This is a genomic window from Rickettsia endosymbiont of Rhinocyllus conicus (assembly GCF_964026465.1).
Taxonomy (GTDB): domain Bacteria; phylum Pseudomonadota; class Alphaproteobacteria; order Rickettsiales; family Rickettsiaceae; genus Rickettsia.
The window spans coordinates 226,135-249,993 of sequence record NZ_OZ032155.1; the positions used below are offsets into that span (position 1 = coordinate 226,135).

The following is a 23,859-nucleotide window of genomic DNA, read 5'->3' on the forward strand; positions in this document are numbered from 1 at the left end:
TGTAAAGTTTACGAAGAATGGGAAGAAAGCAAATTAATACCCAGCGTTAGGAAGCGTAGGAGATCAGGGAGTTTAAGGCTTTCAGAACTATATAACTATAGTATTATATTTTTATATATCTCCATGCAAAGATTTTAAGAATTATTATTTATATCATCTATCATGTAAATATAGAGGATATTTTAGTCTTCCTAGTTACAGTCGGATAATCCAGTTGTGGCCAAGATTAGTATTACCTTTAACTATAATGTTACAATTATTTACAGGAGATGAGACTGGTATATATTTTGTTGATTCAACCAAATTATCGATATGTCATGCAAAACGTACAAATAATAATAAAGTGTTTAGTGGCATTGCTAAAATAGGTATGAGTAGTTACGGATGGTTTATGGGATTTAAATTACATATTGTAATTAATAATAAAGGTCAGATTATGGCAATTAAAATAACAAAGGGTAATGCTAGTGATTTATCTGCTGTAGACTCAATTACCAAAGGATTATGGGGTAAATTATTTGGAGACAAGGCTTATATTTCTAAGGAAATGTCCGCTAAATTATTTAGTCGTGGGCTACGGTTATTTACTGGGATTCGCAAGGATATGAAAAATCATTTATTAGATATAGAAGATAAAATACTCTTAAAAAGCAGATCAATAATTGAATCAGTATTTAATGTACTAAAAAACAGCATGAACCTTGAACATTCAAGACATCGCTCCCCTATTAATTTCTTAGTTCATATACTTTCTTGCGTAAATGCTTTTAATTTCAATAAATCTAAAAAATTTCTAACACTACTTGCTTATCCTCAGACCTCCTTATCCTAAACTGGCGTTAACAAAGTGGCTATTGACGATTTTCAATCACATTGCTTAGAAATAATTGAAGATCTACACAAAACTCATCAATCCGTAATTATTACAAAAAAAAATATACCGATTGCAAAATTAGAACCTTTAGAAAAATCTAAAAACTCTATAATAGGCATAATGAAAGGTAAAGCTAAAATAACAGGTGATATAATTGATCTATAGGATCGGCGTTGTTGCATGGCTCTATTTTTCCGTCTGAGCTAAGGAAATTACGAAGTAATTGACGAAGCAATCCAATTAAAAAATGCTATAAATTAGCATTTTTTTATTATTTTTCTGGATTGCCACACTCACTTCGTTCGTTCGCAATGACGATTGAGGCGTCATGCAATAACGCTGGTCAAGCAACTAGATGACACTGAGTAGGCTTTTCGAATCATACCTATAAGATCGTTTGAAGTATAAGCTAATCAATGAACAAAAAATATCAAAACATCGATTTAATATCTGAAGAAGAAGCAAAAAAATTATTACAAGAGCTAGCTGATAAAATAGCAGAATATAACCATGCTTATTATATAGAAGATAAGCCACTAGTTTCAGATGCCGAGTATGACCAGCTATTTAACACTAATCTAAAGTTAGAGCAAAAATTTCCTCATCTCATACTAGAAAATAGCCCTAGCAAAAAAGTAGGTGCTAAAATCGAAAATAAATTTGCTAAAGTCACACATCAAGTACCGATGCTATCGCTTAGTAATGTATTTGATGAAGAGGATGTGAAAGATTTTTTAGACCGTATTAAAAGCTTTTTACGCCTTAATCAATTCTCTCCTATCTTTTGCGAGCCTAAAATAGATGGTTTATCATTTGCTGCTACCTATAAAAACGGCATTCTTATAACAGGTGCAACAAGAGGCGATGGCTATATAGGTGAGGATATAACGGCAAATATCAAAACAATAAAAGATTTTCCTCACAAAATTAATAATGCTCCAGAACTTTTAGAAGTACGGGGGGAAATTTACATTGAAAAAAACGACTTTACAAGTTTAAACCAAGAGCAAGAACAGCAAGGCAAAGATAAATTTGCTAATCCTCGTAATGCGGCTGCCGGCTCGCTTCGTCAGCTTGATCCTTCCGTTACTGCAAAAAGACCACTGAAATATTTTGTTTATGCTATAGGTTCTGCAAAAGAGGAGCTAGCAAACTCTCAAGATCAGCTACTTGCAAAATTTAAAGAGCTTGGTTTTAACGTTAATGAAATAGGTAAACTTGCAAACTCCGAAGAAGAGATATTCAGCTTTTACGAATATTTAAAAACTAACAGAGAAAATTTACCTTATGAAATTGATGGAGTAGTATATAAGCTAAATGACTTCGCCTTACAAGATAGGATGGGCTTTATTGCTAGATCCCCAAGGTTTGCTACCGCTCACAAATTCCCCGCTATAATAGGGCAAACTAAACTGCTTTCTATTACAGTACAAGTAGGCAGAACCGGCACATTAACACCAGTAGCAGAGCTGGAGCCTATAGAAATCGGTGGAGTTATAGTTAGCAGAGCAACATTACATAACTATCAAGAGATAGCACGAAAAGACGTACGGGTTGGCGATTATGTATTTTTGCAACGTGCAGGTGATGTAATCCCACAAATTACCGGAGTTGATCTTGCTAAACGTTCTGCTGATGCCACAATATTCGATCCTCCTTTATTTTGCCCTTCTTGCAATTCTAAATTACATTATGTTCCTGAAGATATTATAATACGTTGCGATAATGGTCTTAACTGCCCTGCTCAGAATTATGAGCGTATACGTCATTTCGTATCAAAAAACGCTATGGATATTGAAGGGCTTGGGCGTAAACAAGTCGAGTTTTTAATCGATAAAGGTTTAATTAGTAACCCTTATGACATATTCTTTTTAAAAGAAAAAAACGAAGCTAGCTTAACTAAGCTTGAAAATATGGACGGGTGGGGTAAAAAATCCGTAGAAAATCTTTTTAACAATATTGAAAAATCAAAAAATGTTAGTTTGCCTAGGTTTATATATGCCTTAGGTATAAGGCATATAGGTGAGCAGAACGCTAAGTTACTCGCTAGAGAATTTGGTAGCTATGAAAATTTTATAGCTCAAATGGAATTACTAAAGGAAAACGATCCTGAAATTTATCAAAAATTAAACAATCTTGACGGTATCGGCGACAAAATGTTAGTAGATATCATTGATTTTTTTGATGTTAAGGAAAATATTGAGCTTATCAAAAATTTAAGTGAAGTATTAAATATTGAAGATTATAAAGAGACTAGAGAGCAAAGTAGCTTAACAGGTAAAATAGTAGTATTTACTGGCAGCATGCCAACTTTGTCACGAGCTGAAGCAAAAGCAACTGCCGAGAAACTTGGAGCAAAAGTTGCAGCTAGTGTTTCTTCTAATACCGATTTAGTAATAGCCGGAGAGGATGCAGGTAGTAAGCTCAAAAAAGCAAAAGAGCTAGGAATTAAAATTATTGATGAAGCAGAATGGCTTACAATCGTAAGGAATGCTCAAGTTCTATAAATGTTTCTACTTATGATTCATATTTTTTAAAAAAATTAAAGTAAAGGTTGTAATTACTTCAAAAAAATCTTATAACTGCTAGCTGCAAAGAACTAAAATTAAATTAATGAGAAATGTTTACAGAACCTAGTATGAGTATAAATAAAGCAGCAGAAAGTCAGTTAGTAATTTACCAAGACGAGAATGGGGAAGTTAATGTTGATGTACAATTATATAATGATACAGTTTGGTTAACCCAAAACCAATTAGCTAAACTTTTTGATAGAGATAGAACAGTTATCACAAAGCATATTAATAAAATTCTCAGTGATAGAGAATTAGATAATACAGTATGTGCAAATTTTGCACATACTGCTTTAGATGATAAAATATATAATACCAAATATTATAATTTAGACATGATAATATCAGTAGGGTATCGGGTAAATTCTAAGAGAGGTATAGCTTTTAGAAAATGGGCTACTAACTTGCTTAAAGAATATCTGATTAAAGGCTATAATATTAATCATGATAAAATCACTCAAAAAAGATTAAATCAACTACATCAAACGGTAGAACTTCTAACAAATACTTTAATAAATCAGAATTTAGTAAATAGTACAGGACAAGAGTTAATTAATCTTATTAAAAATTATTCTAAAACTTGGGATATATTAATTAAATATGACGAAGACAAGCTAAATCCACCAATCAAATTACAATCAGAAAGTAATGAATTATTGACCTATCAAGAATCTTTAGAAGCAATTATGAAGTTAAAGCAAGAATTAAGCAAACAAATGGATTCAGAGATAAGTAACTTATTTGGAGCTGAAAGAGGTAGTAGCTTAAAAGCAATTTTAGGTAATATTGACCAAACTTTTGATGGTAAATCTTTATATAATTCTGCAGAAGAGAAAGCAGCTCATTTATTATATTTCATAATAAAAGATCATCCGTTTAACGATGGCAATAAACGAATAGGATGCCTACTTTTTTTAATTTATCTTACTAAAGCCAAAATTGGCACAAAAAATGTTGGGGTTAATACTATGATCTCAATGGCGTTACTTATTGCTGAAAGCGATCCTAAACAAAAAGAGCTAATGATAAACTTAATTATGAATCTCATAAGTGATTAGTTTGTGCTAAAAATATATTTTATGAGCTATCATGTAGGCATAAGAAAGAGCAACACTTTATAATAAAATAAGTCTTTGCTCCTTATGCAGATTTTTGCCCGCAAAGTACATAATTGGTATATGGAAGCATCGTTGTCAATTTTTTAATAACGAGAGTACACTGCTTTTAATTTATTTTACAGAATCAGAATGTTTTAATAATAAATTTCTTTTAATATAAAGTGCATCACCCCATCCACATGTTGCAGAAACAGTATCAATTCTTAAAAACCCTTGATCAGCAAGAAATTTATCTAAATCCCATATATTTGTTCCATTTGTATACAACTCCGCATAATTAACCTCCGCTATTATACAATCAATCGTTTTTAAAGTGTTTACCGCTCCCTGCAAAGCTAATAATTCAGCTCCTTGAACATCTATTAAAATAACATTATATTTTTTTACATCATATTGCGATTCCTGAAAATAATGTATCTAATCGCTTTTGAGTTACCTCTATAGTTTCTTTAAACAAAACATCTGGATGAATAACTTTATATAAATTTAACTCTAATAAAGAGCTAGACTGCCCATTATTAGTTCTATGAAATTTAGCAATTCCATTTTCATTTGTAACAGCAAAGTTTTCTGCTATACATGTAGTACCATTGGGCTTAACATTTTCTAATAATTTTTTGTATGTATCTGGATCAGCCTCAATCCACAATACATTTTCTATATTTAGAGTCTTATAAAAGTCTTTTTCACCACCATAAAATGCTCCAATATGGATTATACCATGTAAGTTAATACCAAATATATATTGAGCGGTTTTAAAAAGGTTATGAGGACTATTAGCATAAACACTACTACTTAGTATTATAGTTAATAATGCTACATATAATTTTTTCATAATTTAAATTTAATAATTTATTATTCCAGCACTGGTAATAATATAACTTATCAAGTAAAGAAATAAACAGTTTTTATGATTAATTGTATAAGACATTATAATATGATATAATTTATTACATCTCGTCAGAAGAAGCAGAAAAGTTACTAAAATAAAAATATAGTCTATAACTTTGAACTACCGTCATATTTATCATGCAGGCAATTTTGCCGATATAGTTAAGCATCTAGTTTTAATTACGATTTTAGAGCAGCTGAAAAACAAAGAAAAACCTTTTGCCGTTTTAGATGCTTTTGCAGGGCTTGGACTATACGATTTAGCTTCAGAAACCGCTTCCAAAACTTTAGAATATAACAACGGAATCGGTAAATTATTACAAGCTCTAGATCATACTCCTAAATCATTAAAAATATTTCTGTCTGTAATAAATTCCGTGGGTCAGAATTTTTATCCTGGATCACCTTTTATAATTAATAAATTATTACGACTTCAAGATCGTTTAATTGCTTGTGAACTCCATCCGGCTGATTACCTTGATTTAAAAAAGCTATTACCAAATAATACACACTGCATTGATGCATATAATGCTATAAAAGCTTTTCTGCCTTTTAAAGAAAATAGAGGATTAATATTTCTTGATCCACCATTTGAAGTAAAAAATGAGTTTCAAAAACTAATTACTGCACTGAAAAAAATCAAAGTTTCAGCTTTAAATAATTCTACTTTGATTTGGTATCCTATAAAGGATTTGTTACTAGTAAGTGATTTTTACCACAATTATAAAACTATCGGATTTAAAGAAACATTAATTATTGAATATGAACTTTTATCTAGTGATAAGAATATGGTAAAATGTAGATTGATGTTGATTAACCCGCCTAATATTAGACAGGAATTAGAAGAGTTAACAAAATATCTAAGTTATGCTTTAAATCTGAAATTTACTTATATTGACTTTTAATGTTTACCCGAAGAAATATTTTTTTACTAATTACCCTTTTTTTTCTTCAAAGCTGTAGTACTCTTGAATTCTCTAATGATAAAACCCTACTTTCTACTACCTCTTCTCAATTAGAAAAAAAATATAATATAAATCATGTAGAATTAGTAGTTCAATATAATCTTACAAATAAAAACAATAAATGTTTATATGCTAAAAATTTAGGTGTTATAATTAATGATCTTAAACAAAATAAAATTTTCTTACAGAAATTCCATAACAAAAATCCTACTGAACTTAATAACGCTGCTGGTTTAAAAATATCTGCTATAAAAGAATTGGTTACGAAATTAAATTCAAAATATAAATTCCTTTCTAACGCCGAAACTAGTTATTTTGCTAAAAAAACCACTCACAGAAATAATATGTCTGAGTTAGCAAAACTTGATAGAATAATTTCTAAAATACCTCTTATGTTGCCGGAATATGAACCTAAAATCACTAGCCATTATGGCAATAGAATAAGCCCGCATAAAAAGAAACGGAAGAAAAAATGTTTTCATAATGGCATTGATTTACAAGCAAAAAAAGAAGCACCGATATATGCATCAGCAAGCGGAGTAGTAATTAAGACCGCTAGAGTACGTGATTACGGAAATTTCATTGAGATTAAACATTCACATAAATTTGTCACTAAATATGCTCATTTAAAAGAAATACATGTTAAAGAGGGAACAAAAGTTACACGTGGTCAATTTATAGGCACTCAAGGAAAGACCGGTAATGCTACAGGTGAACATCTACATTTTGAAATTATATTAGATAATAAACCGATAAATCCGTTTGATTTTATATTTAACTGCCGTAAATCCTAATCTAAAATACTTATCTTTTTCATTTCATAATAAAATTCTATTGACTTTTGATCGAAAAAATCCTAAACCTTTACATCTAAGGATTATAATTAGCAAAAATACTATGAAAAAATATATATCAATAATCATCATATTGTTAATGAGCAATAATGTGTTTGCAAGGGAACAAATATCCAATCTTGTTACACCTGTTAGTTATTTTATAGATCATATATCACAACTAAAAAAGATTAAAAGTAACTTAATCAAATATAAACAATCTAGTTTGGTAGGTGTCAGTGGCATGGGAAAAACTCAAATTGGTAGGATGTACGCTTATGATAAAGATAATAAGGCTGATTATGATATTATTTGGTTTATAGATTGCAATTTAGATATTGATGGACAATTAGTAAATCTTGCAAAGGCTATTAATATAAAAGCAAATTCTGCGGTAGTTTCAGAAAATATCAATGTAGTAAGAAAAGAATTAATGACCTATTTAACCAGTAAAAACAGATGGTTACTAGTATTGTCAACAGCGGTCGAAAAATGATACAGATTTTTAATATGCAACGGCTGAAAATTGATACAGTATCATAAAAAAATTATCTGATATTTAAGTCATAAGATTTTCCTCCTGTTTATTAATAATTCCTATTGGCACAAGACCAGCTTTCTTTTTATCCTTAAGCCTGAAACTATCACCTTTAATATTAAGTATAGTGGAGTGGTGAAGCAGACGATCTAAAATAGCAGCTGTAAGAGCACTATCCTGAGCAAGACTATTATGCCATTGTCCAAATGGAAGATTACTTGTAAGAATTATGCTACCCTTTTCGTAACGCTTTGCTATAACTTGAAATAACAGATTAGCTTGTTCTGGTTTTAACGGCAGATATCCAAATTCATCTATTATAAGTAATTTATATGATAGTATGACTCTTTTGAATATGGAGTCCAGGTTTCCCTGATTTAGCCCAGTATTAAGTACAAGCATCAAATCTGCAGCTGTTGTAAATTTAGTCTTGATTCCACATTGTGTAGCTGCATAACCAAGAGCAATAGCTATATGGGTTTTCCCTACTCCAGAAGGACCAAGCAGAATAATATTTTCCTGTCTTTCTACAAAAGACAGAGACCTTAGACCTTCCAGAATCTTGCGTTTTATTCCTGTAGCAAAATCATAATCAAAATTATCCAGCGTTTTAATAGCAGGAAAACCTGCCATTCTGGTGAGTATTGATTTACTTCTATTCTGTCGTGCCAACAGCTCTGTTTTTAATATTGACTCAAGGAAATCCATATAACTTGAGTCTTCTTTACTAGAGGATTGTGCAATATCAAAATAATTTTCAGCTATCTGAATAAGGTTTAAAGAGCGGCACAGCTCTTCTATACGTTGGTGCTGCAGGTTCATAATGCCTCCAGTATACTTTGGTATATGCATAGGGAATGTTGTAAGGAAACTGTAGAAAATTGTTCCCTTTTATCTTCCATAATCTCTAGTGCTGCAGGATGACTACCACTATAATCCAATGATAGTGGCTGAAGATTGCTCCTTTCAAACTTTAATCTTTCTGCAGGTATTTCGCCTGTTGTTCCATGCACACGCCGATTCGCAGTATCACGCAACCATTTTAGTACCTCTGAATTTGCAGTATCCACATCCAACACTAACTCTGCAGTTTTTAATTTTGTTGCTAATGGATTATAAAAGCTTTCTCTTATATATCTGTTAAATCGCTCAACCTTGCCCTTAGTTTTTGCTCTATAAGGCCTACACACTTTTAATCGGAAACTGTAATGTTTGGCAAAATCCAGCATACCTTTATTAAAGCGGTGTATGCCAGGACCATATGTATCCCTATCCAGTATTACTGTCTTCATGTTGTCATACAGTACTTCTTCTGGCACTCCGCCAAAATATTCAAATGCCCGCTTATGGCATTCTATTAATGTTACAAGCTTCTCATTAGTAACAAATTCTACATATTAACCCACCAATTAAATACCTGACTTAAGAGGCATATTTAACATCATCGGCTTGGAACAATTTTTGTATATGTTTAGGATTGTTCTGTAAGCAACGTAAATAAGATTTAAGATTGTATTTTAACTCATCTTTTGTAAGAGGTATATGTTTTCTATTTACATTTCTTTTTAAGTCATTATTTAAGTATTCATCTGGATTATGTTGTGGAGTATAAGGAGGCAAAAAAAACAAAGAAATTTTATCTTTATGCTTATTTGTCCAGCTGTATACTTTTTTACTATGATGTACTTTTAAATTGTCTAATATTAAAAAGATCTTCCTTCTTGCAGATTTCACTAATCTTCTTAGAAATTCTATAAATATATCTGTTTTTAGTGTATCTTCATATAACATGAACCTTAGTTTACCATTGTTCGTAACAGTTGATATCATATTTATAGTAAATCGTTTTGATTTATGAATAACTACGGGTGTTTTGCCTTTTAAAGAATAGCTCTGTAACACCTGACATTCTGATTTTATACCCACTTCATCACACCAGTGTATTTCAGCTTGTTCCATTTGTGCTTGTTTTACTATTGCGGGATATTCTTCATCTAGCCATACTTGAACTTGTTTTGGCTGTTGCTCATAAGCTAATTTCTTTGGTTTTTGTGCAGTATATCCCCATCTTCTTAAATATTCTCCAATCGTACTTAATGGCAAAAAGAAACCACAGCATTTTTTAATCAGGGCATTAATAGCTTTTCTTGACCATAGTGCAGATTTGATATTGTGATCTTCTGGTCTAGAGTGATTTATATAATCTTGTATTTTTTTACCCAGCATTTCATTTATTATTCTTTTCTCTCCTGTCTTTCTTCCTCTAGACTTGCCAGTTATTGCATATTTATCACCTCTTCTTCTTTTGTTAACCCAGTTACTAATAGTCTGACGTGTTACTCCTATAAGATTTGATACATCTGATTGTTTTTCTCCTTTATCAATTGCTCTTAATGCAACTTTTCTTAAAGCTGCTTGTGCACTCGTTGATAATGTCCTAAAATCTTCTTTTTTTAGCATTATTTCATTCTAACATTATATTTTAGTATTTGCAACTATTATGTCAGGTATTTAATTGGTGGGTTAATAGCTTGCTCGACTAAATCCTAATGTAGCCACAAAAGCTGATAGAGGACTTTTCCCCTTACGAAATTCAATCCAGTCAACTTGCATCTGTTTGCCAGAAGCAGTCTCAAATCTTATCATATCCTCCTGTTTAGCTGCAGGCTTTATACTCCTTAAATAATCCCTAAGTTGGGTCATCCCGCCTGTGTAACCCAACTCCTTTATCTCTTGAAACAGTACAGTACCAGGTAGTGATACAGGATGGGCAGATTTTATTCTGTTACTCAAGTAGTCTTTATATGGGGCAAGCTTTGTTACCAACTTTGGCCTATCTTTATATTTAGGGTTACCATCATATTTTAAATATTTACGTACTGTATTTACTGATGCACCTACTTCTCTTGCTATACTTCTTAAGCTTTTACCATGTTTATTCAATATTTTTATTTCCATTATTTGCTCCAGTATTATCATTATTCATTACCTCCTTATTCAGAAGATATTACTTTAATACTGTATCAATTTTTATCCGTTGCTCTGTATCATTTTACTTCCGTTGCTAACAGTATTTGATAATTTAAAAATAGGACAGAATAAAAAAGTAGCAAATTTTATTAATTGGGAACATAACGGCAATATTATATTTTGTTCACAGGACAGTGAATTATTACCAAATATCGTAAAAATTACTGCTTTTGAGGAAAAAGAATCTAAAATGCTTGTAGAAAATATTTTAGAAAGTAATAATCCAGAATCGATAGAATTTTTAGTCCAAGAATTTAAAGGTTATCCAATTCTTATGGTTCAAGGATCGCAAATATTGAATCAGGTACAAGGTTTAAGTTTAAACGAATATAAGAAAAAAATACAAGAAGCTGATGATAAAATTAAACTAAATATTACACTTGCTATTAGTGAGTTAAGCCCTTCTGCCCAAAAATTACTAAATGAAATAGCTTTAATTAACAATCAAAGTTTTTCAAAAGAATTTCTAATTTCTATCACCTCGGATAAAGATCATTTAGATGATGACATTTATAATATTTCCAAATTTGCTTTAATCACTAATATTGAGCCAAATGAAAATAATCCAATATTTGAAATGCATGATGTTATAGTTGAAAAAATATTACAGATTAATGAAAATGATAATAAAGAAAATCTCAATCAACTTATCACCAATCTTTTAAATACTATCCCTAAAAGTTTAATAAAAGGAAATGTTTTTAGAAAAAATAAAACTGTGTTGGACAATATTGAAATAATTACCCAAAATGCAGAAAATTATAATACTCAATATATAAAATTTTAGAATTAAAACTAAACTTATTAATACAATATGTTACAGCATGTGATTTAACAAGAAGTAAAATATTAGTTGATTGGTTTGACAAAAACGAAAAAGAAAATAATTTTAAATTATTGATGATGGATAATGACGAGAAAGGAGCGTATGCTACTTATTTAGGACGCATAGGGTGGTATTATTCAAAGAACTCGGAAAGTAGAGAAGCAATTGAATATTTTATGAAAGCTAAAAAAGTATTTGAGGGAGTTAAAGAATATGGAACCTCAAAAAGTAATATAGTTTTTGGTTTAGTTATATCTAATGTTCAATTAGGAAATCTAAAGGAAGCAGAAGCAAATATCCAGATAATGCAAGATATGTTTAATCAAAATCTAATAGATAAAACAGACGCTGCAACATTAGATTATGCAAAAGCTCACTTATTTCTTGCTCAAGGTAAATATGAGGAAGCATTAAAGCAAATTAATGCTACAATAGATGCTTGTATTGATAACGGCATGAAGCCTCAAGATGTATTTCTTACCGGCTTATATTTGCTTAAAATAGATATATTAAATAACCTTAAAAATTATAATGACGCTCTTCCTTTATTAGAAGAGGTGTATAATATGAAAAAACCTAAAGAAAAAGAAGAATATCCGATATTTGGACGTATTTATACCCAAATGTCTATAGTAAAACTAGGACTTGGAAATAATAATGAAGCTTTAGAATATGCTAAAAAAGCTGTGGAAGCTTTCCTTAAAGATCCAAATAGATCCAATAAAGATGTTGCTGCTTCACCTGACATATATTTAGCTAAAGCATTTGTAGCTGAGGGAAATGCATTCGCATCAATTAATAAAAATGAAGATGCAATAAGTATCATGTATTTAAACGCTGCTAAAGCAAGTTGTCATGTACCTCTCAAATCTTTTTATAAAAATTTCCGTGATCATCATATAGAAAAATTTGGGGAACAGCATCCAAGAAGTATAGAAATTTTAAAGCTAAATTGCCATTAATTTATAACGTGTTAAATTGGCTTTACCCAGGTGAATAAAATTCCCCTGTCATCTTCATGGGGGCTTTGTCTGCGTGGATCAGTTTTTCTTGTCATTGCGAGGAAATTACGAAGTAATTGACGAAGCAATCCAGCTAAAAAATGCTAATTTATAGTATTTTTTATTATTTTTTCTGGATTGCCACGCTCATTTCATTCGCATAGCTCAGACGACTTTCGATCCACACAACAATGCTTTCCCGCAGAAGCAGGAATTCAGAAAAATAAACATAAAAGCAGCAAGTTTTTAAAATTAAAAGCTTAGGTATCTCGCTTTATGCTGGATTCCCGCTTCCGCAGGAACGACATAAATAATCCATAAAACAAAGCCGGTCAAGCAACTAGATGACAGGATTGGAGGTGATCCGCAAAACAATTCCTATACAAGAAGGCATTGCCATGCATGGATCATTTTTCTTGTCATTGCAAGGAAATTACGAGTAATTAACGAAACAATCTAGTAAGAAAATACTAATTTATAGCATTTCTTATTATTTTTCCTGGATTGCCGCACTCACTTCGCTCATTCGCAATGATGTCTCTTAATTCACTATATTTTTTTCCATCTATTATGAAACCAGAACCACTGGCTAGGATTTTGCTTAACCCAATCCTCTAAAATTTGGTTAATATTAAGCATAATATTATAGCAATCTGTTTTACTATCGCCTGTTTGCTCCCAGGTTAAATTTGGATGGATTATTAACTTAAAATAACTACCTTTAGTCCTAACAATTTGACATGGCACAATCGGATATCCATATTGCAAAGCTATTTTAGCAATAGCGTTAGCAGTCATGGCAGGATAACCTAAAAAAGGCACTTCGATGCCGTCATTCATTTTCTGATCAACAAGCATAGCAATAGATTCATGCCCTTTAATTGCTCTAACTAAAGCTCTGCTACCATCTGGTCCTTTAGGAATAAGTCTTAGCTTAGAACTAGCACGACTCTCATTAATCAGTTTATTAACATAAGGATTATTAGCTTTACGATAAATTACAGCAAATTTAGGATAAATTTTATGAATAATTTTAACAGCAATATCCCAATTAGCAAAATGACCAGTAAAAAACAAAAAAGGCTGCCCTTTTAGCTTTTTAATATTTTCCAAACCTATTATCTCAATCCGGCGTTCTAGTTCTAACTCATCCATTTCATTAATATAAGCAAACTCGCCTATGAACCTACCGAAATTATCCCAAGTCTGGTCTATAGTTTTTTCTACATCAAATGCATCACCGAAAACAGCTTTAATATTTCGTCTGGCAATTTTATTAACAGCAAATAATATACCAATTTTGCGAGCTATAAAACTACAAATATCTGCTGCTTTATCTATACCAAATATGCCAATTATCTTCAAAAAAATAACAACAACAGCATACTCAATTAGATATCTAATCTTTTTTAAAAATTTTTTCATAAAGTAAATTAGGATTATTAATAGATAACTTCACATCTAAGCATACAATAATATCACTCGAATCACCAATCTTAACGTAATCTTTTCTCGTAGTGATAAGAGTAGCATTATTTGTTTTAGCAAGTAGATATAAATTTTCTAAATCTGCTTGTAAATAGTTATAATGATCTGGGAATATTTTATATCCTACTATATTCAAACCATGATTTTTTAAGGTAAGGAAGAAACGTTCAGGATTACCTATGCCGCTAAAAGCAAAATAATTTTTATTTTTGTCTATATCGCTTGAAGCTACTATTTGTGCTTGTATTAACTTATTTGCATAAGAAGCTAAGCTAACTGGTATTTCATCAGAATTATTACTCACTAAAAAAATTAAATCAGCAACACTTAAAGCTCTATTTGGGTATTCCCGTAATGGACCTGCAGGAATTAAAAATCCATTCCCGAAAAGCCTTTGTCTATCTACAGAAACTATAGTGATATCTTTATGAAAATAAGGATTTTGTAGAAAGTCATCAACTATTATTATGCTGGGCTTAAGTTCATGAATCAGAGGTAAAATTTGCTTAATATTTTTAGTAGCAATAATTGTGCCGTGCTTTGCAAGTATTACAGACTCATCCCCTACTTCTAGAGTGCTATGCTCTGCTTTTACAATAGTTGCTTCTTTAAGGTTACTACCATAAGCTTTAGTGACTATAACAAAATCTATATTTTGGGTCTTCAGTAAATTAGCTAGATACATAACTATCTGCGTTTTACCAGTACCGCCTACGCTGCAATTACCGACACAAATAACTTTAGCAGGTAATATAATGGGACGTGCAAAAATATGCCGCAAAAATCCTAGAAATTGATATATCAGACTTATAGGGAATAATATATAAGCTATAATATTCCGCTTTTGCCAAAATTTAGGATATAGAAGTTTAATCATACTAAAAAATTATGTTTCTTCGTATCATTATACACTTCTTTTAAAATTATTTTAAATAAAAAAGCCCCCTTTTTTCAAAGAGGACTTTTTCTAAAAAATATATTAAGACGATGTAGCCAATTTTTGAAGTTGTATCTACGTATACCGCAGATACTTTAAGAGTTGGAAGTCAAATAAGTGGTGAGCTAAGCTAGGCGTACAAATAGTATGTGAGCACAGGCGAATCCCGAAATTTGGCTTTCAAATCTTGAAGTATCAAAGGTATACTAGAAGTTTAGGCGGACTTTAAGAGTACCTTGGTGCGAAATAAACTTTTTTGCAATGTTTAAATCGTAACCGATTCCGTATTCCATTTTAGTATCTGGTCTTATTGTTCCACTTAAACCTAGATTGTAAGTTGTTCTGGCTGTTTTATCTGATGGAGTAATATATGGATTTACTTGTCCTTCTAACTGATACTGTGTTTTAGATAATCTACCACCTATTTTCTGAATCACAAAAGCGTGAGCTTCTGGATATACTATAAGATCGGCTAGATTCATGGTGTAACCCATTAATTTAGCACCGCCTATGAAATCAGTTCTATCGCTAAACTTACTATAAACTTGTCTGTTTGCAAATGTTGTACCGCTTTCTTTATAGCTTTCATCTGATGATTTTAAGTAACTAAGACCTGCCATTGGAGTAACCATCCATTAAACTAGCATCATAACCTACCATAAAATTACCACCAAAGGTCATATTGCTATAATTAGCAGAAGCAATTTGGGTACTTCTATTTCCGTTCTTATCGAATACATAACGCTGGCTTCTGTTCTTTACTTGGTTTACGCTGAATATTGCATTACCATGGATGAAGAAATTAGCAACAAGTTGCTGTGCACCATATAGAGAGAATGATAAGCTATCAATAGTGGTTTTGTCACCTCTTTTATAATTTTGGTGTTTTACATCAGTTTTAGCAAGACCAATAGCAGCACCTATCATTAAATTATCATTAGCTAGAGTATCTAAACCGATTACAGTACCAACAGTTCTAGCTTTGTAACCTGCTACACCACCTTTCTCGCTTTGATGCGTATCTACATATAAAGGTTTAAACCATACACCATAAGCTACATTGTCAATAGGTTCATCACCCGCAGCAACACCGCCTTCACTTGATGCCATTTTATCGCTTTCAGGAGTACAAAGATATCTAAGCTCATCTACTCTATAACCAATTAAACCCTGCTCTTCTTTCGCTACATTTATATTTATATTATTAACAGATGTACTTGTATCGGTAAGAGTAGCAGCAAACGACGTAGCTGCATCATTAGTATTCTGTGCTAAAAGGATATTGTTATATGCTTGTTCAGCATTACCAGTATTATTTGGATTTAAGAATGTTACAAGGTTATGACGTATAACTGGATTACCATTACCGCTAATATCATTATTAAGTATATTTTCTATATTATCGATATCAATGGTACGTGTTACTAATGTTTCATTATTACCGCTTAAACCATAAATTACATAACGATTAGTTCCAACTACGTTAGGATCAATGTCATCATTATCAGCACTAATATCACCTTGGATTAAAGTATAGGCTCTTGTACCGATAAAGTCTATACTCGCATTATCTTGTACCTTAATGGTTTTCAATCCTGCAACCTTAACGTCTGCTCCACCACTGATAACGATATTACCCATAACTTCATCTGATGTCAAAGTAGTAGAAATAGTCGTATTATCTCCCCATGTCGAAGTACCATTTGTAAATCCTAAAACATTTGCACCAAGACTAATTTCACCGTTAACATTTACGATACCATCTATAGCTACATCAGCACTACCTGAAACTTATAATGCTGCTAAAGCGTTATCAGGATTAGGATTACCTTTTAACGTTACAAGAATATCCTTAGTATTAACAAATTGTAATGTACCTGTATCACCCGCAGCATTAGCTTGGATAGAATCTGCAATATAATCATTGGCAATTTGTAAGGTAGAATTACCACCGATTGTAGTAGCACCATTAGAAATAACATCATCTGTGAATTTAACAGTAGTATTATTAGTTAATGTTATATTGTTAAATTTATTAGCATCTGTACCAACAGTACCGCTTACTATACTTGTTCCGCCACCATTAAAGTTAAATGAACCAGTGTTAACACCTGCAATGGTAATTTCAGTAGCATATAAGTTAACGCCTTGACCAACGTTAAGAATAGTATCTGTATTAACGCCAGTTTAGGATAAGGAGGTCTGAGGATAAGCAAGTAGTGTTAGAAATTTTTTAGATTTATTGAAATTAAAAGCATTTACGCAAGAAAGTATATGAACTAAGAAATTAATAGGGGAGCGATGTCTTGAATGTTCAAGGTTCATGCTGTTTTTTAGTACATTAAATACTGATTCAATTATTGATCTGCTTTTTAAGAGTATTTTATCTTCTATATCTAATAAATGATTTTTCATATCCTTGCGAATCCCAGTAAATAACCGTAGCCCACGACTAAATAATTTAGCGGACATTTCCTTAGAAATATAAGCCTTGTCTCCAAATAATTTACCCCATAATCCTTTGGTAATTGAGTCTACAGCAGATAAATCACTAGCATTACCCTTTGTTATTTTAATTGCCATAATCTGACCTTTATTATTAATTACAATATGTAATTTAAATCCCATAAACCATCCGTAACTACTCATACCTATTTTAGCAATGCCACTAAACACTTTATTATTATTTGTACGTTTTGCATGACATATCGATAATTTGGTTGAATCAACAAAATATATACCAGTCTCATCTCCTGTAAATAATTGTAACATTATAGTTAAAGGTAATACTAATCTTGGCCACAACTGGATTATCCGACTGTAACTAGGAAGACTAAAATATCCTCTATATTTACATGATAGATGATATAAATAATAATTCTTAAAATCTTTGCATGGAGATATATAAAAATATAATACTATAGTTATATAGTTCTGAAAGCCTTAAACTCCCTGATCTCCTACGCTTCCTAACGCTGGGTATTAATTTGCTTTCTTCCCATTCTTCGTAAACTTTACAATAATTATCTATTATACAAAATAGAGTTATGATACATCTTTTCATTGTTGAGTGCATATTTTTTTGATTCAAAATCTATGTAACTCAACACTCCTCTCTTGTAAATACCCTGCTTTATTATCTTTATTCCTTACACTCTTATCCTAAACTGGCGTTGTTAGACATATATAATCTGTTACGTTAAACTTATATTATATCATATAAATATGTAAAAGGATAAAAGATTATTTGAAATTTTTTTCTTCTTTTTTTCTAAGCAATCCAATCAAGAAACCGCTAACAGTAATGAATACTCCGAGCCAGATAAAGCTCATCATCGGTTTATAATATATTTTAGCATGAATTATATCGCCGTCTATATTGCTTAAGACAGCGTAAAGATCATATAGTAAATAAGAATATATATCGCTTTCTTGTGACAAGCCTTTCTCGACTATATAAAGCCTATTTTCTGGTTTTAATATGGTTATGTTATGGTTGTTATCCTCAAGCCAAAATTCAGCGATTTGCCTATAGTAATTTTTGCCTTGGGCGAACTTAACATTTTGCAAAGTTACTTTAAACTCATTAAATTTTGTACTTGTGCCAACGCTGCCGGTAAAGTCCATTTCACTTTGCAATAATGCATTCATAGTAATACTAAAAGCGATCAGTGCAAAGCCGAAATGCCCAAGGATCATGCTAGCAGTACTTGCTTTTAAAGATTGTCTAAAATAATTGGTTTTGACTATAAAATATAAAATGTTATGTAGCATTAAGAAGATAGAGGCGATCGTAGTTAAAACAGATATGACCCTAAAATTTACCCTAAGCGATATTAGATATGTTATTATTAAAGATAATATTAGGATAATAATATGTTTCTTAATTGAGCTTTTAGTAGTAAATAATCCGATAGTGAAAAGAATAGGTATAACGAAAATAAGAAAATTATTAATAAAGAATCTCTCATCGATAATAATAGGTTTATCGTCAAATAAAGAATAAGCTAAAGGATAAAGTGTGGCGGATATTAATACGATAAGGCTTAGAAAGAAAAGAGTGTTACCGATGGTTATACCCGTCATTGCGAAGCCACAATAGTGGCTGTGGCAATCTCGGACAACCTCCTGAGATTGCTTCGTCAATGCTAATGCACCTCCTCGCAATGACGGCATAGCATACAACCCCAAAGCACCAATACCCATAATCAAAAATATAACAAGTAAATATATACCTCGCTCAGGTGAGAATGCAAAAGAGTGGATTGAGGTAATAAAACCAGATCGGACTAAAAAAGTACTGAATATTACTAATAAAAAAGTAACAATTGACAAAATCGACGTCCAGTTTTGCATATTTCCGGTTCTTGTCATGACTATTATAGAATGGTGCAGCATGATTCCGGATAGCCATGGAAATAGCGAAATATTTTCAACAGGATCGAAGAACCAGAATCCTCCCCAACCGAGTTCTCTATACGCCCACCATGAACCAAGAGCTATGCCGATTGTGGTAAATAAAATACCGATATTGGAGAATGTTTTAAGGAGGCTTATGTCATTCCCGCGAAAGCGGGAATCCAGTAAATAATTTGCAAAAGAACTGGATTCCCGCTTTCGCGGGAATGACATAGAGGAGCGGGATGACACTAACATTGCACAAACAATAGTAAATGGTACTACGTAGCTGACATAACCTAAATAAAGTAGAGGAGGGTGGATGCTTAGAGCGATATCTTGCAGCATCGGGTTTAGCCCCAGTCCTTCCTTAGGAGTAAAGGAAAATGTATTAAACGGATTAGAAGTGAAATAAATAAAGCTGCTAAAAAGTAGTTGTATAACTGACAGGATAATAATAGGTAATTTTTTATCTTCTTGGTTTTTAATTAGGAAGATATAACAGCAACTAACAATTTGTAATAAAGTAAACCATAATAATATTGAACCCTCATGGCTCGACCAACTACCGGCTATTTTATATATTAACGGCTTTAATGTACTGGAGTTTAAGAAAACATTTTGCAAAGAAAAGTCAGAAACAATAAAAGCATACACCAAGGTACAGAAAGCGAGCAGGGTGCATAAGATAGCGGTGTAGAAACAAATGTCATACCGCAACGTCATTGCGAGGATAGGCAAAGCATCGACGCGGCAATCTCGTAAAGTTTTCTGAGATTGCCACGCTCCTTTTAGTCGCTCGCAATGACGAATGACAAGTGACAAGCCACTTAAGCACATAATAGCAATGAGGAAAAAATTACCAATTTCACTCACTGTCTGATATTTCCTCTATGGTAGGTAATATGATAATTCTTAAGCTATCGATTTTATTAGCGATTTTCTTTAAAATTATTATTTTGAAGTTAAATAACTCAATTACTTCGCCTCGATTTGGAATTCTAGCAATTTTATGGATTATTAACCCTGCTATAGTATTTGCATCATCATCCGGTAAGTTCCAATCAAGTTCTCGATTAACATCTCTAATAGTCGTGGTACCTTTTATAACATATTCAGTATCAGATTTTTTAATAATTTCATCACTATGCCTATCATGTTCATCAGTGATAGGACCAACTATTTCCTCTATAACATCTTCAAGAGTAATGATGCCTTGCAAATCCCCATATTCATCGACAACACAAGCAAAATGGTTATTACGCTCTCTGAAAGCATTTAGCTGATCTACAACAAGTGCATTTTCGGGAATAAACCATGGAGGTGTTAAAAGCTCATTAATATTAATCTTCTTTTGATCGTTATTATGTTCATAAAGCGATTTCAGCAAATCTTTTAAATTTAAAATACCGATTATATTATCTCGATTATCTTTCCATAAAGGTATACGTGTATGAGAACTTGATAACAAGGTTTTAATTATTACCTCGCTAGGTAGATCAATATTAATAGCTATAATATTACTCCTATGAGTCATAATTTCCGATACCGTCATATTACGTATATCTAAAATTCCGCCAAGCATATTACGATCGGTTTTATATACGCCGCCCTCTTGATGGTAATGCTCAATTACGCCTCTAACTTCCTCAGTACCGGATATTTGAGGATTTAAATTAATGCGGAATATGAAACAAAATATCCTTGTAATGTAATCAAGAGCAATATTAATAGGTTTAAAAAGCTTTAGAAAAATTACAATTGTTGAAGCCATTTTAAGAGCTAATTGCTCAGCTTTGGCAACAGCTATGGCTTTAGGTACTACTTCAGCAAAAACAATAATTATAAAAGCCATGACGGCAGAAGCAACCAAAGGACCATTATCACCAAGAAAGCTGATAAATAAAGTAGTCGCAATAGTAGTACAAACAGTGTTGATTAAACTATTACCGATTAGCAAAGTTCCAATTACTTTTTCTTTTTTCTTCAAAACCTGTAAAACAGTCTTAGCACGCTTGTCGCCAGCAATCTTAAGTTTATGAATCTTCCCAGGGGAAGAAGCAGTAATAGCAGTTTCGGTAGCAGCAAATAATGCAGATAAGGCGATCATTATTATAATAATGATCACAAATATAGTGGTCATTTGATGTTAAATTATAAAATTAACTATAAGTAATTATATTAGGAATTAAGCATTTTGCCTAATCTTTTTTGCATGCTTATTTTATTTGAAAAATTGGTGGTAAAGTTTTAGCTTTCAAAATTATAATCAACGTCCTCTAGATGGATCAGTTACTCTTTGACTAGCAACAAGATCTTGAAATTTATTAGGTTGTTTATTCATTAACATATTTGCATGTTGATTTCGAAGTTCTTGTCCTTTATTTGCGGCTTCTACAGTTGTAAGAATTGGTTTATTATTAGCCAATTTAATAGCACTATCACATATGAAAACTCCACAATCATATTTATTTTCCTGTTGGCGAGTTTTTAAGTCTTCTATTTTTGCATTAGGATAAACTTCATTAATATATTGTGTTACTTTTGGGCGATCTCCTATTGGGTTACCGTTAGGATCATTATAAATAAATTTTACATTATCTTTTTCATCTTGTTTAGCAACTAAAATTAACCAATGTTCGTGTCCTGTATTAAGAGGTATAATTGCTGGTTTGTTATCTAAAATTAAATTTTCTGTTGCAGCACTTAGAGTAGATTTTAATAATTCTGGCTCTTCTAAAGAAGCATGATGAAATATCGAAAATTTATTCTTATCTATATTTGCTTCTAATATTTTTTATATCATCTTCATTATATAAATAAGTAGGATTTTTTATGTTAGTTATATCATTTTTTACTTGAGTAGTAGTAGGTTTTACTGATTGAGTTTGATATGTAGAAGCAGTTTGTGTTCTAGGATTACTGTCTGACATCATGGCTTTATAGTCTTGCTCTGTCATTCCTATTTTTTCCCAATCTTTTTGTGGGGAGTTATTAGTAGTATGTCGTGTAGGTTGATTTTGATATGTAGAAACAGTTTGTGTTCTAGGATTATTATCTGACATCATGGCTTTATAGTCTTGCTCTGTCATTCCGACTTGTTCCCAAGGTTTATTTTTTGAGGAATTAGCCTCAGCATGTCTTGCATGATTATCAGATGACATCATGGCTTTATAATCTTGTTCAGTCATTCCAATTTCTTTCCAAGGTTCTTGTAAAGGATTAGAATTAGTTTTTTGTGTATGCTCTTGTGATTTTTTATCTGGGTTTGCCATAACTGTTCCTCCTTTTGATAAATTGATTGATTTTCTTTTAGAGATTAATATGCTTCCCTGCGTTGGTATCTTTAATACTTCGTCTAAATAATCAAATGATTATAATCAACGTCGTATAGATGAGTCTCTTGTTTTTTGGCTCTTAATCATATCTTGGAATGTAGTATTCGATACGTTATTATTTGTTTTTATCTGTTGCCCGAGCCATTGAGCATCTTGTTTAAACATAGCGTCAGTTAATATCTGGGCGTGGTGTTATCTTAATCTTAGTCCTTTTTCGCCTTTAGATTGTTCTGTGGAAAGTATTTCTTGCCCTTTAGCAATCTTGATACCATTATCTACAGTAAAAACACCACAAGCTGATTGATCGGTTTGTTGCTTCGTCTGCTCATCAATTATAATCGGCTTATTAGGAAGATTTCTTAAAGTTTTATCTATTAATTTTGGTAATTTCTGACCGTCATAATTAATAGAGTTACCTAGTGAATCGTTAAAAGTTAATATTATTTGGTTATCTTTTTTGTTATATTTAGCTACTAAAACTGTCCAATGACCATAACCCATCTCAACAGGGATAACAGCAGCTTCTTTTCCATTATCTTTTATATCTTTAGTGGCTCTATTTAAAATATCTTCATTAATTTGTTGTTGAGCTTCTCCTCCTCTGATTAAATCATTTTTTAGCTTTTCACGTTCTGCATCTGAAAGTTTGAGTATTTCTTCCCTCTTCTTAGCATCACCTAATATTTGAGTTCGTTCTGTTTTATCGGGAATAAGATTAGCAATCTTTATTGTGTCTTGAACCTCAGCTAAAATTTCATTCTTCTCTTCGCCTTTTGCTGTATAATCTTTAAGCATTTCTTCTGTTATAACTGTATTACGAAAAGTTATAGCTGGTTGCACTGAAAACTTTTTTTCATCTAGTTGTGCTGTTAAAAGATGCGTAATCTCATTTTCAGTATACCAATAATCTTTATTTTTTACATTTCTAATATTTTCTTCAGATATTTCATATTTAAAATCGTTTATATTGAAACTATTACTCATGTTAGGAGGATTTGCAGGAGCGTTATCTGATATCATTGCTTTATAAGCTTGCTCTGTCATACCAACTT

Annotated in this window: 24 protein-coding genes and 2 pseudogenes; 9 read left to right on the forward strand and 17 right to left on the reverse strand. The window is 31.7% G+C overall.

From position 1 onward, the window contains the following. Positions 1-115: 115 nt before the first annotated feature. From AAGD54_RS01130 to AAGD54_RS01145, 4 genes are all read left to right on the forward strand, one after another. The gene (locus AAGD54_RS01130; protein ID WP_341795139.1) at positions 116-832 is read left to right on the forward strand and encodes an IS982 family transposase; all 717 of its coding nucleotides are present in this window, start codon (positions 116-118) and stop codon (positions 830-832) included. 15 nt (positions 833-847) lie between these two features. Then, on the forward strand, positions 848-1,039 hold the full coding sequence (locus AAGD54_RS01135; RefSeq protein WP_341794794.1) for a type II toxin-antitoxin system Phd/YefM family antitoxin: 192 nt from the start codon (positions 848-850) through the stop codon (positions 1,037-1,039). 251 nt (positions 1,040-1,290) lie between these two features. Beyond that, positions 1,291-3,381 (forward strand): NAD-dependent DNA ligase LigA, encoded by a 2,091-nt coding sequence (ligA, locus tag AAGD54_RS01140; protein ID WP_341794795.1) that lies wholly within the window; start codon positions 1,291-1,293, stop codon positions 3,379-3,381. A 113-nt stretch (positions 3,382-3,494) separates the two neighbouring features. Next, positions 3,495-4,502 (forward strand): virulence protein RhuM/Fic/DOC family protein, encoded by a 1,008-nt coding sequence (locus tag AAGD54_RS01145; protein ID WP_341788755.1) that lies wholly within the window; start codon positions 3,495-3,497, stop codon positions 4,500-4,502. A 171-nt stretch (positions 4,503-4,673) separates the two neighbouring features. On the opposite strand, the gene AAGD54_RS01150 is transcribed toward AAGD54_RS01145, so the two are convergent. From AAGD54_RS01150 to AAGD54_RS01160, 3 genes and pseudogenes are all read right to left on the reverse strand, one after another. After that, a complete protein-coding gene (locus tag AAGD54_RS01150; protein WP_341794796.1) occupies positions 4,674-4,829 on the reverse strand; it encodes a hypothetical protein in 156 nt (51 codons plus the stop codon). After that, positions 4,830-4,979 (reverse strand): annotated as a pseudogene (locus tag AAGD54_RS01155) (FkbM family methyltransferase); the annotation flags it as partial. After that, a complete protein-coding gene (locus AAGD54_RS01160) occupies positions 4,951-5,397 on the reverse strand; it encodes an FkbM family methyltransferase (protein WP_341794797.1) in 447 nt (148 codons plus the stop codon). The gene AAGD54_RS01160 and the pseudogene AAGD54_RS01155, both read right to left, overlap by 29 nt. 172 nt (positions 5,398-5,569) lie before the next feature. On the opposite strand from AAGD54_RS01160, the gene rlmJ reads away from it, so the two are divergent. From rlmJ to AAGD54_RS01175, 3 genes are all read left to right on the forward strand, one after another. Next, complete coding sequence (gene rlmJ / locus AAGD54_RS01165; protein ID WP_341794798.1) at positions 5,570-6,358, forward strand: 23S rRNA (adenine(2030)-N(6))-methyltransferase RlmJ; 789 nt, start codon at positions 5,570-5,572, stop codon at positions 6,356-6,358. Continuing rightward, positions 6,358-7,212, forward strand: a complete 855-nt coding sequence (locus AAGD54_RS01170) for a M23 family metallopeptidase (RefSeq protein ID WP_341794799.1) — start codon at positions 6,358-6,360, stop codon at positions 7,210-7,212. Before rlmJ ends, AAGD54_RS01170 begins: the two co-directional genes overlap by 1 nt. A gap of 103 nt (positions 7,213-7,315) precedes the next feature. Then, entirely contained in the window at positions 7,316-7,747 is a 432-nt protein-coding gene (locus AAGD54_RS01175; RefSeq protein WP_341794800.1) for a hypothetical protein, read from the forward strand. A 63-nt stretch (positions 7,748-7,810) separates the two neighbouring features. Here the strand turns inward: AAGD54_RS01175 and istB are convergent, their stop codons facing one another. The 4 genes from istB to AAGD54_RS01195 form a co-directional block, all read right to left on the reverse strand. Beyond that, the gene (istB, locus tag AAGD54_RS01180) at positions 7,811-8,611 is read right to left on the reverse strand and encodes an IS21-like element helper ATPase IstB (protein WP_341794801.1); all 801 of its coding nucleotides are present in this window, start codon (positions 8,609-8,611) and stop codon (positions 7,811-7,813) included. Continuing rightward, on the reverse strand, positions 8,608-9,147 hold the full coding sequence (locus tag AAGD54_RS01185; RefSeq protein WP_341795149.1) for a hypothetical protein: 540 nt from the start codon (positions 9,145-9,147) through the stop codon (positions 8,608-8,610). Before AAGD54_RS01185 ends, istB begins: the two co-directional genes overlap by 4 nt. Positions 9,148-9,211: 64 nt before the next feature. Continuing rightward, entirely contained in the window at positions 9,212-10,249 is a 1,038-nt protein-coding gene (locus tag AAGD54_RS01190) for an IS630 family transposase (RefSeq protein WP_341794233.1), read from the reverse strand. A gap of 63 nt (positions 10,250-10,312) precedes the next feature. Further along, positions 10,313-10,747 carry a hypothetical protein gene (locus AAGD54_RS01195; protein WP_341794802.1) on the reverse strand — a complete coding sequence of 145 codons (435 nt, stop codon included), beginning with the start codon at positions 10,745-10,747 and terminating at the stop codon, positions 10,313-10,315. A 103-nt stretch (positions 10,748-10,850) separates the two neighbouring features. On the opposite strand from AAGD54_RS01195, the gene AAGD54_RS01200 reads away from it, so the two are divergent. Next, positions 10,851-11,606 (forward strand): hypothetical protein, encoded by a 756-nt coding sequence (locus tag AAGD54_RS01200; RefSeq protein WP_341794803.1) that lies wholly within the window; start codon positions 10,851-10,853, stop codon positions 11,604-11,606. A 113-nt stretch (positions 11,607-11,719) separates the two neighbouring features. After that, positions 11,720-12,607, forward strand: a complete 888-nt coding sequence (locus AAGD54_RS01205) for a tetratricopeptide repeat protein (RefSeq protein ID WP_341794804.1) — start codon at positions 11,720-11,722, stop codon at positions 12,605-12,607. Between the two features lie 588 nt (positions 12,608-13,195). Here the strand turns inward: AAGD54_RS01205 and AAGD54_RS01210 are convergent. From AAGD54_RS01210 to AAGD54_RS01250, 10 genes and pseudogenes are all read right to left on the reverse strand, one after another. Then, positions 13,196-14,071, reverse strand: coding sequence for a lipid A biosynthesis lauroyl acyltransferase (locus tag AAGD54_RS01210; RefSeq protein ID WP_341788749.1), 876 nt, complete (start codon positions 14,069-14,071; stop codon positions 13,196-13,198). Then, on the reverse strand, positions 14,046-15,011 hold the full coding sequence (gene lpxK, locus AAGD54_RS01215; RefSeq protein WP_341788748.1) for a tetraacyldisaccharide 4'-kinase: 966 nt from the start codon (positions 15,009-15,011) through the stop codon (positions 14,046-14,048). The genes AAGD54_RS01210 and lpxK overlap by 26 nt, the downstream gene beginning before the upstream one ends. Positions 15,012-15,277: 266 nt before the next feature. After that, positions 15,278-16,832: pseudogene (locus tag AAGD54_RS01220) on the reverse strand (autotransporter outer membrane beta-barrel domain-containing protein); the annotation flags it as partial. A 30-nt stretch (positions 16,833-16,862) separates the two neighbouring features. Then, on the reverse strand, positions 16,863-17,237 hold the full coding sequence (locus AAGD54_RS09425; protein WP_410526054.1) for a hypothetical protein: 375 nt from the start codon (positions 17,235-17,237) through the stop codon (positions 16,863-16,865). Positions 17,238-17,258: 21 nt separating this feature from the next. After that, the gene (locus AAGD54_RS01225) at positions 17,259-17,999 is read right to left on the reverse strand and encodes an IS982 family transposase (RefSeq protein ID WP_341795150.1); all 741 of its coding nucleotides are present in this window, start codon (positions 17,997-17,999) and stop codon (positions 17,259-17,261) included. A 315-nt stretch (positions 18,000-18,314) separates the two neighbouring features. After that, a complete protein-coding gene (locus tag AAGD54_RS01230) occupies positions 18,315-20,195 on the reverse strand; it encodes a heme lyase CcmF/NrfE family subunit (protein WP_410526055.1) in 1,881 nt (626 codons plus the stop codon). 142 nt (positions 20,196-20,337) lie between these two features. Beyond that, positions 20,338-21,612 carry an HlyC/CorC family transporter gene (locus tag AAGD54_RS01235; protein ID WP_341794805.1) on the reverse strand — a complete coding sequence of 425 codons (1,275 nt, stop codon included), beginning with the start codon at positions 21,610-21,612 and terminating at the stop codon, positions 20,338-20,340. Positions 21,613-21,738: 126 nt separating this feature from the next. Beyond that, positions 21,739-22,263 (reverse strand): Ulp1 family isopeptidase, encoded by a 525-nt coding sequence (locus tag AAGD54_RS01240; protein ID WP_341795152.1) that lies wholly within the window; start codon positions 22,261-22,263, stop codon positions 21,739-21,741. Beyond that, complete coding sequence (locus AAGD54_RS01245; RefSeq protein WP_341794806.1) at positions 22,241-22,744, reverse strand: hypothetical protein; 504 nt, start codon at positions 22,742-22,744, stop codon at positions 22,241-22,243. The genes AAGD54_RS01240 and AAGD54_RS01245 overlap by 23 nt, the downstream gene beginning before the upstream one ends. A 255-nt stretch (positions 22,745-22,999) precedes the next feature. Then, positions 23,000-23,851 carry a hypothetical protein gene (locus AAGD54_RS01250; RefSeq protein ID WP_341794807.1) on the reverse strand — a complete coding sequence of 284 codons (852 nt, stop codon included), beginning with the start codon at positions 23,849-23,851 and terminating at the stop codon, positions 23,000-23,002. Positions 23,852-23,859: the final 8 nt, after the last annotated feature.

What these genes read in the sequence shown, in the direction of transcription:
- AAGD54_RS01205 (WP_341794804.1), top strand. Translation starts at nt 11,720, where the DNA reads ATGATGGATAATGACGAGAAAGGAGCGTATGCTACTTATTTAGGACGC.
- AAGD54_RS01190 (WP_341794233.1), bottom strand. Translation starts at nt 10,249, where the DNA reads ATGCTAAAAAAAGAAGATTTTAGGACATTATCAACGAGTGCACAAGCA.
- AAGD54_RS01175 (WP_341794800.1), top strand. Translation starts at nt 7,316, where the DNA reads ATGAAAAAATATATATCAATAATCATCATATTGTTAATGAGCAATAAT.
- AAGD54_RS01195 (WP_341794802.1), bottom strand. Translation starts at nt 10,747, where the DNA reads ATGGAAATAAAAATATTGAATAAACATGGTAAAAGCTTAAGAAGTATA.
- istB (WP_341794801.1), bottom strand. Translation starts at nt 8,611, where the DNA reads ATGAACCTGCAGCACCAACGTATAGAAGAGCTGTGCCGCTCTTTAAAC.
- AAGD54_RS01160 (WP_341794797.1), bottom strand. Translation starts at nt 5,397, where the DNA reads ATGAAAAAATTATATGTAGCATTATTAACTATAATACTAAGTAGTAGT.
- AAGD54_RS01245 (WP_341794806.1), bottom strand. Translation starts at nt 22,744, where the DNA reads ATGGCAAACCCAGATAAAAAATCACAAGAGCATACACAAAAAACTAAT.
- AAGD54_RS01230 (WP_410526055.1), bottom strand. Translation starts at nt 20,195, where the DNA reads ATGACGTTGCGGTATGACATTTGTTTCTACACCGCTATCTTATGCACC.
- AAGD54_RS01250 (WP_341794807.1), bottom strand. Translation starts at nt 23,851, where the DNA reads ATGACAGAGCAAGCTTATAAAGCAATGATATCAGATAACGCTCCTGCA.
- AAGD54_RS01235 (WP_341794805.1), bottom strand. Translation starts at nt 21,612, where the DNA reads ATGACCACTATATTTGTGATCATTATTATAATAATGATCGCCTTATCT.
- AAGD54_RS01145 (WP_341788755.1), top strand. Translation starts at nt 3,495, where the DNA reads ATGTTTACAGAACCTAGTATGAGTATAAATAAAGCAGCAGAAAGTCAG.
- ligA (WP_341794795.1), top strand. Translation starts at nt 1,291, where the DNA reads ATGAACAAAAAATATCAAAACATCGATTTAATATCTGAAGAAGAAGCA.
- AAGD54_RS01170 (WP_341794799.1), top strand. Translation starts at nt 6,358, where the DNA reads ATGTTTACCCGAAGAAATATTTTTTTACTAATTACCCTTTTTTTTCTT.
- AAGD54_RS01210 (WP_341788749.1), bottom strand. Translation starts at nt 14,071, where the DNA reads ATGAAAAAATTTTTAAAAAAGATTAGATATCTAATTGAGTATGCTGTT.
- lpxK (WP_341788748.1), bottom strand. Translation starts at nt 15,011, where the DNA reads ATGATTAAACTTCTATATCCTAAATTTTGGCAAAAGCGGAATATTATA.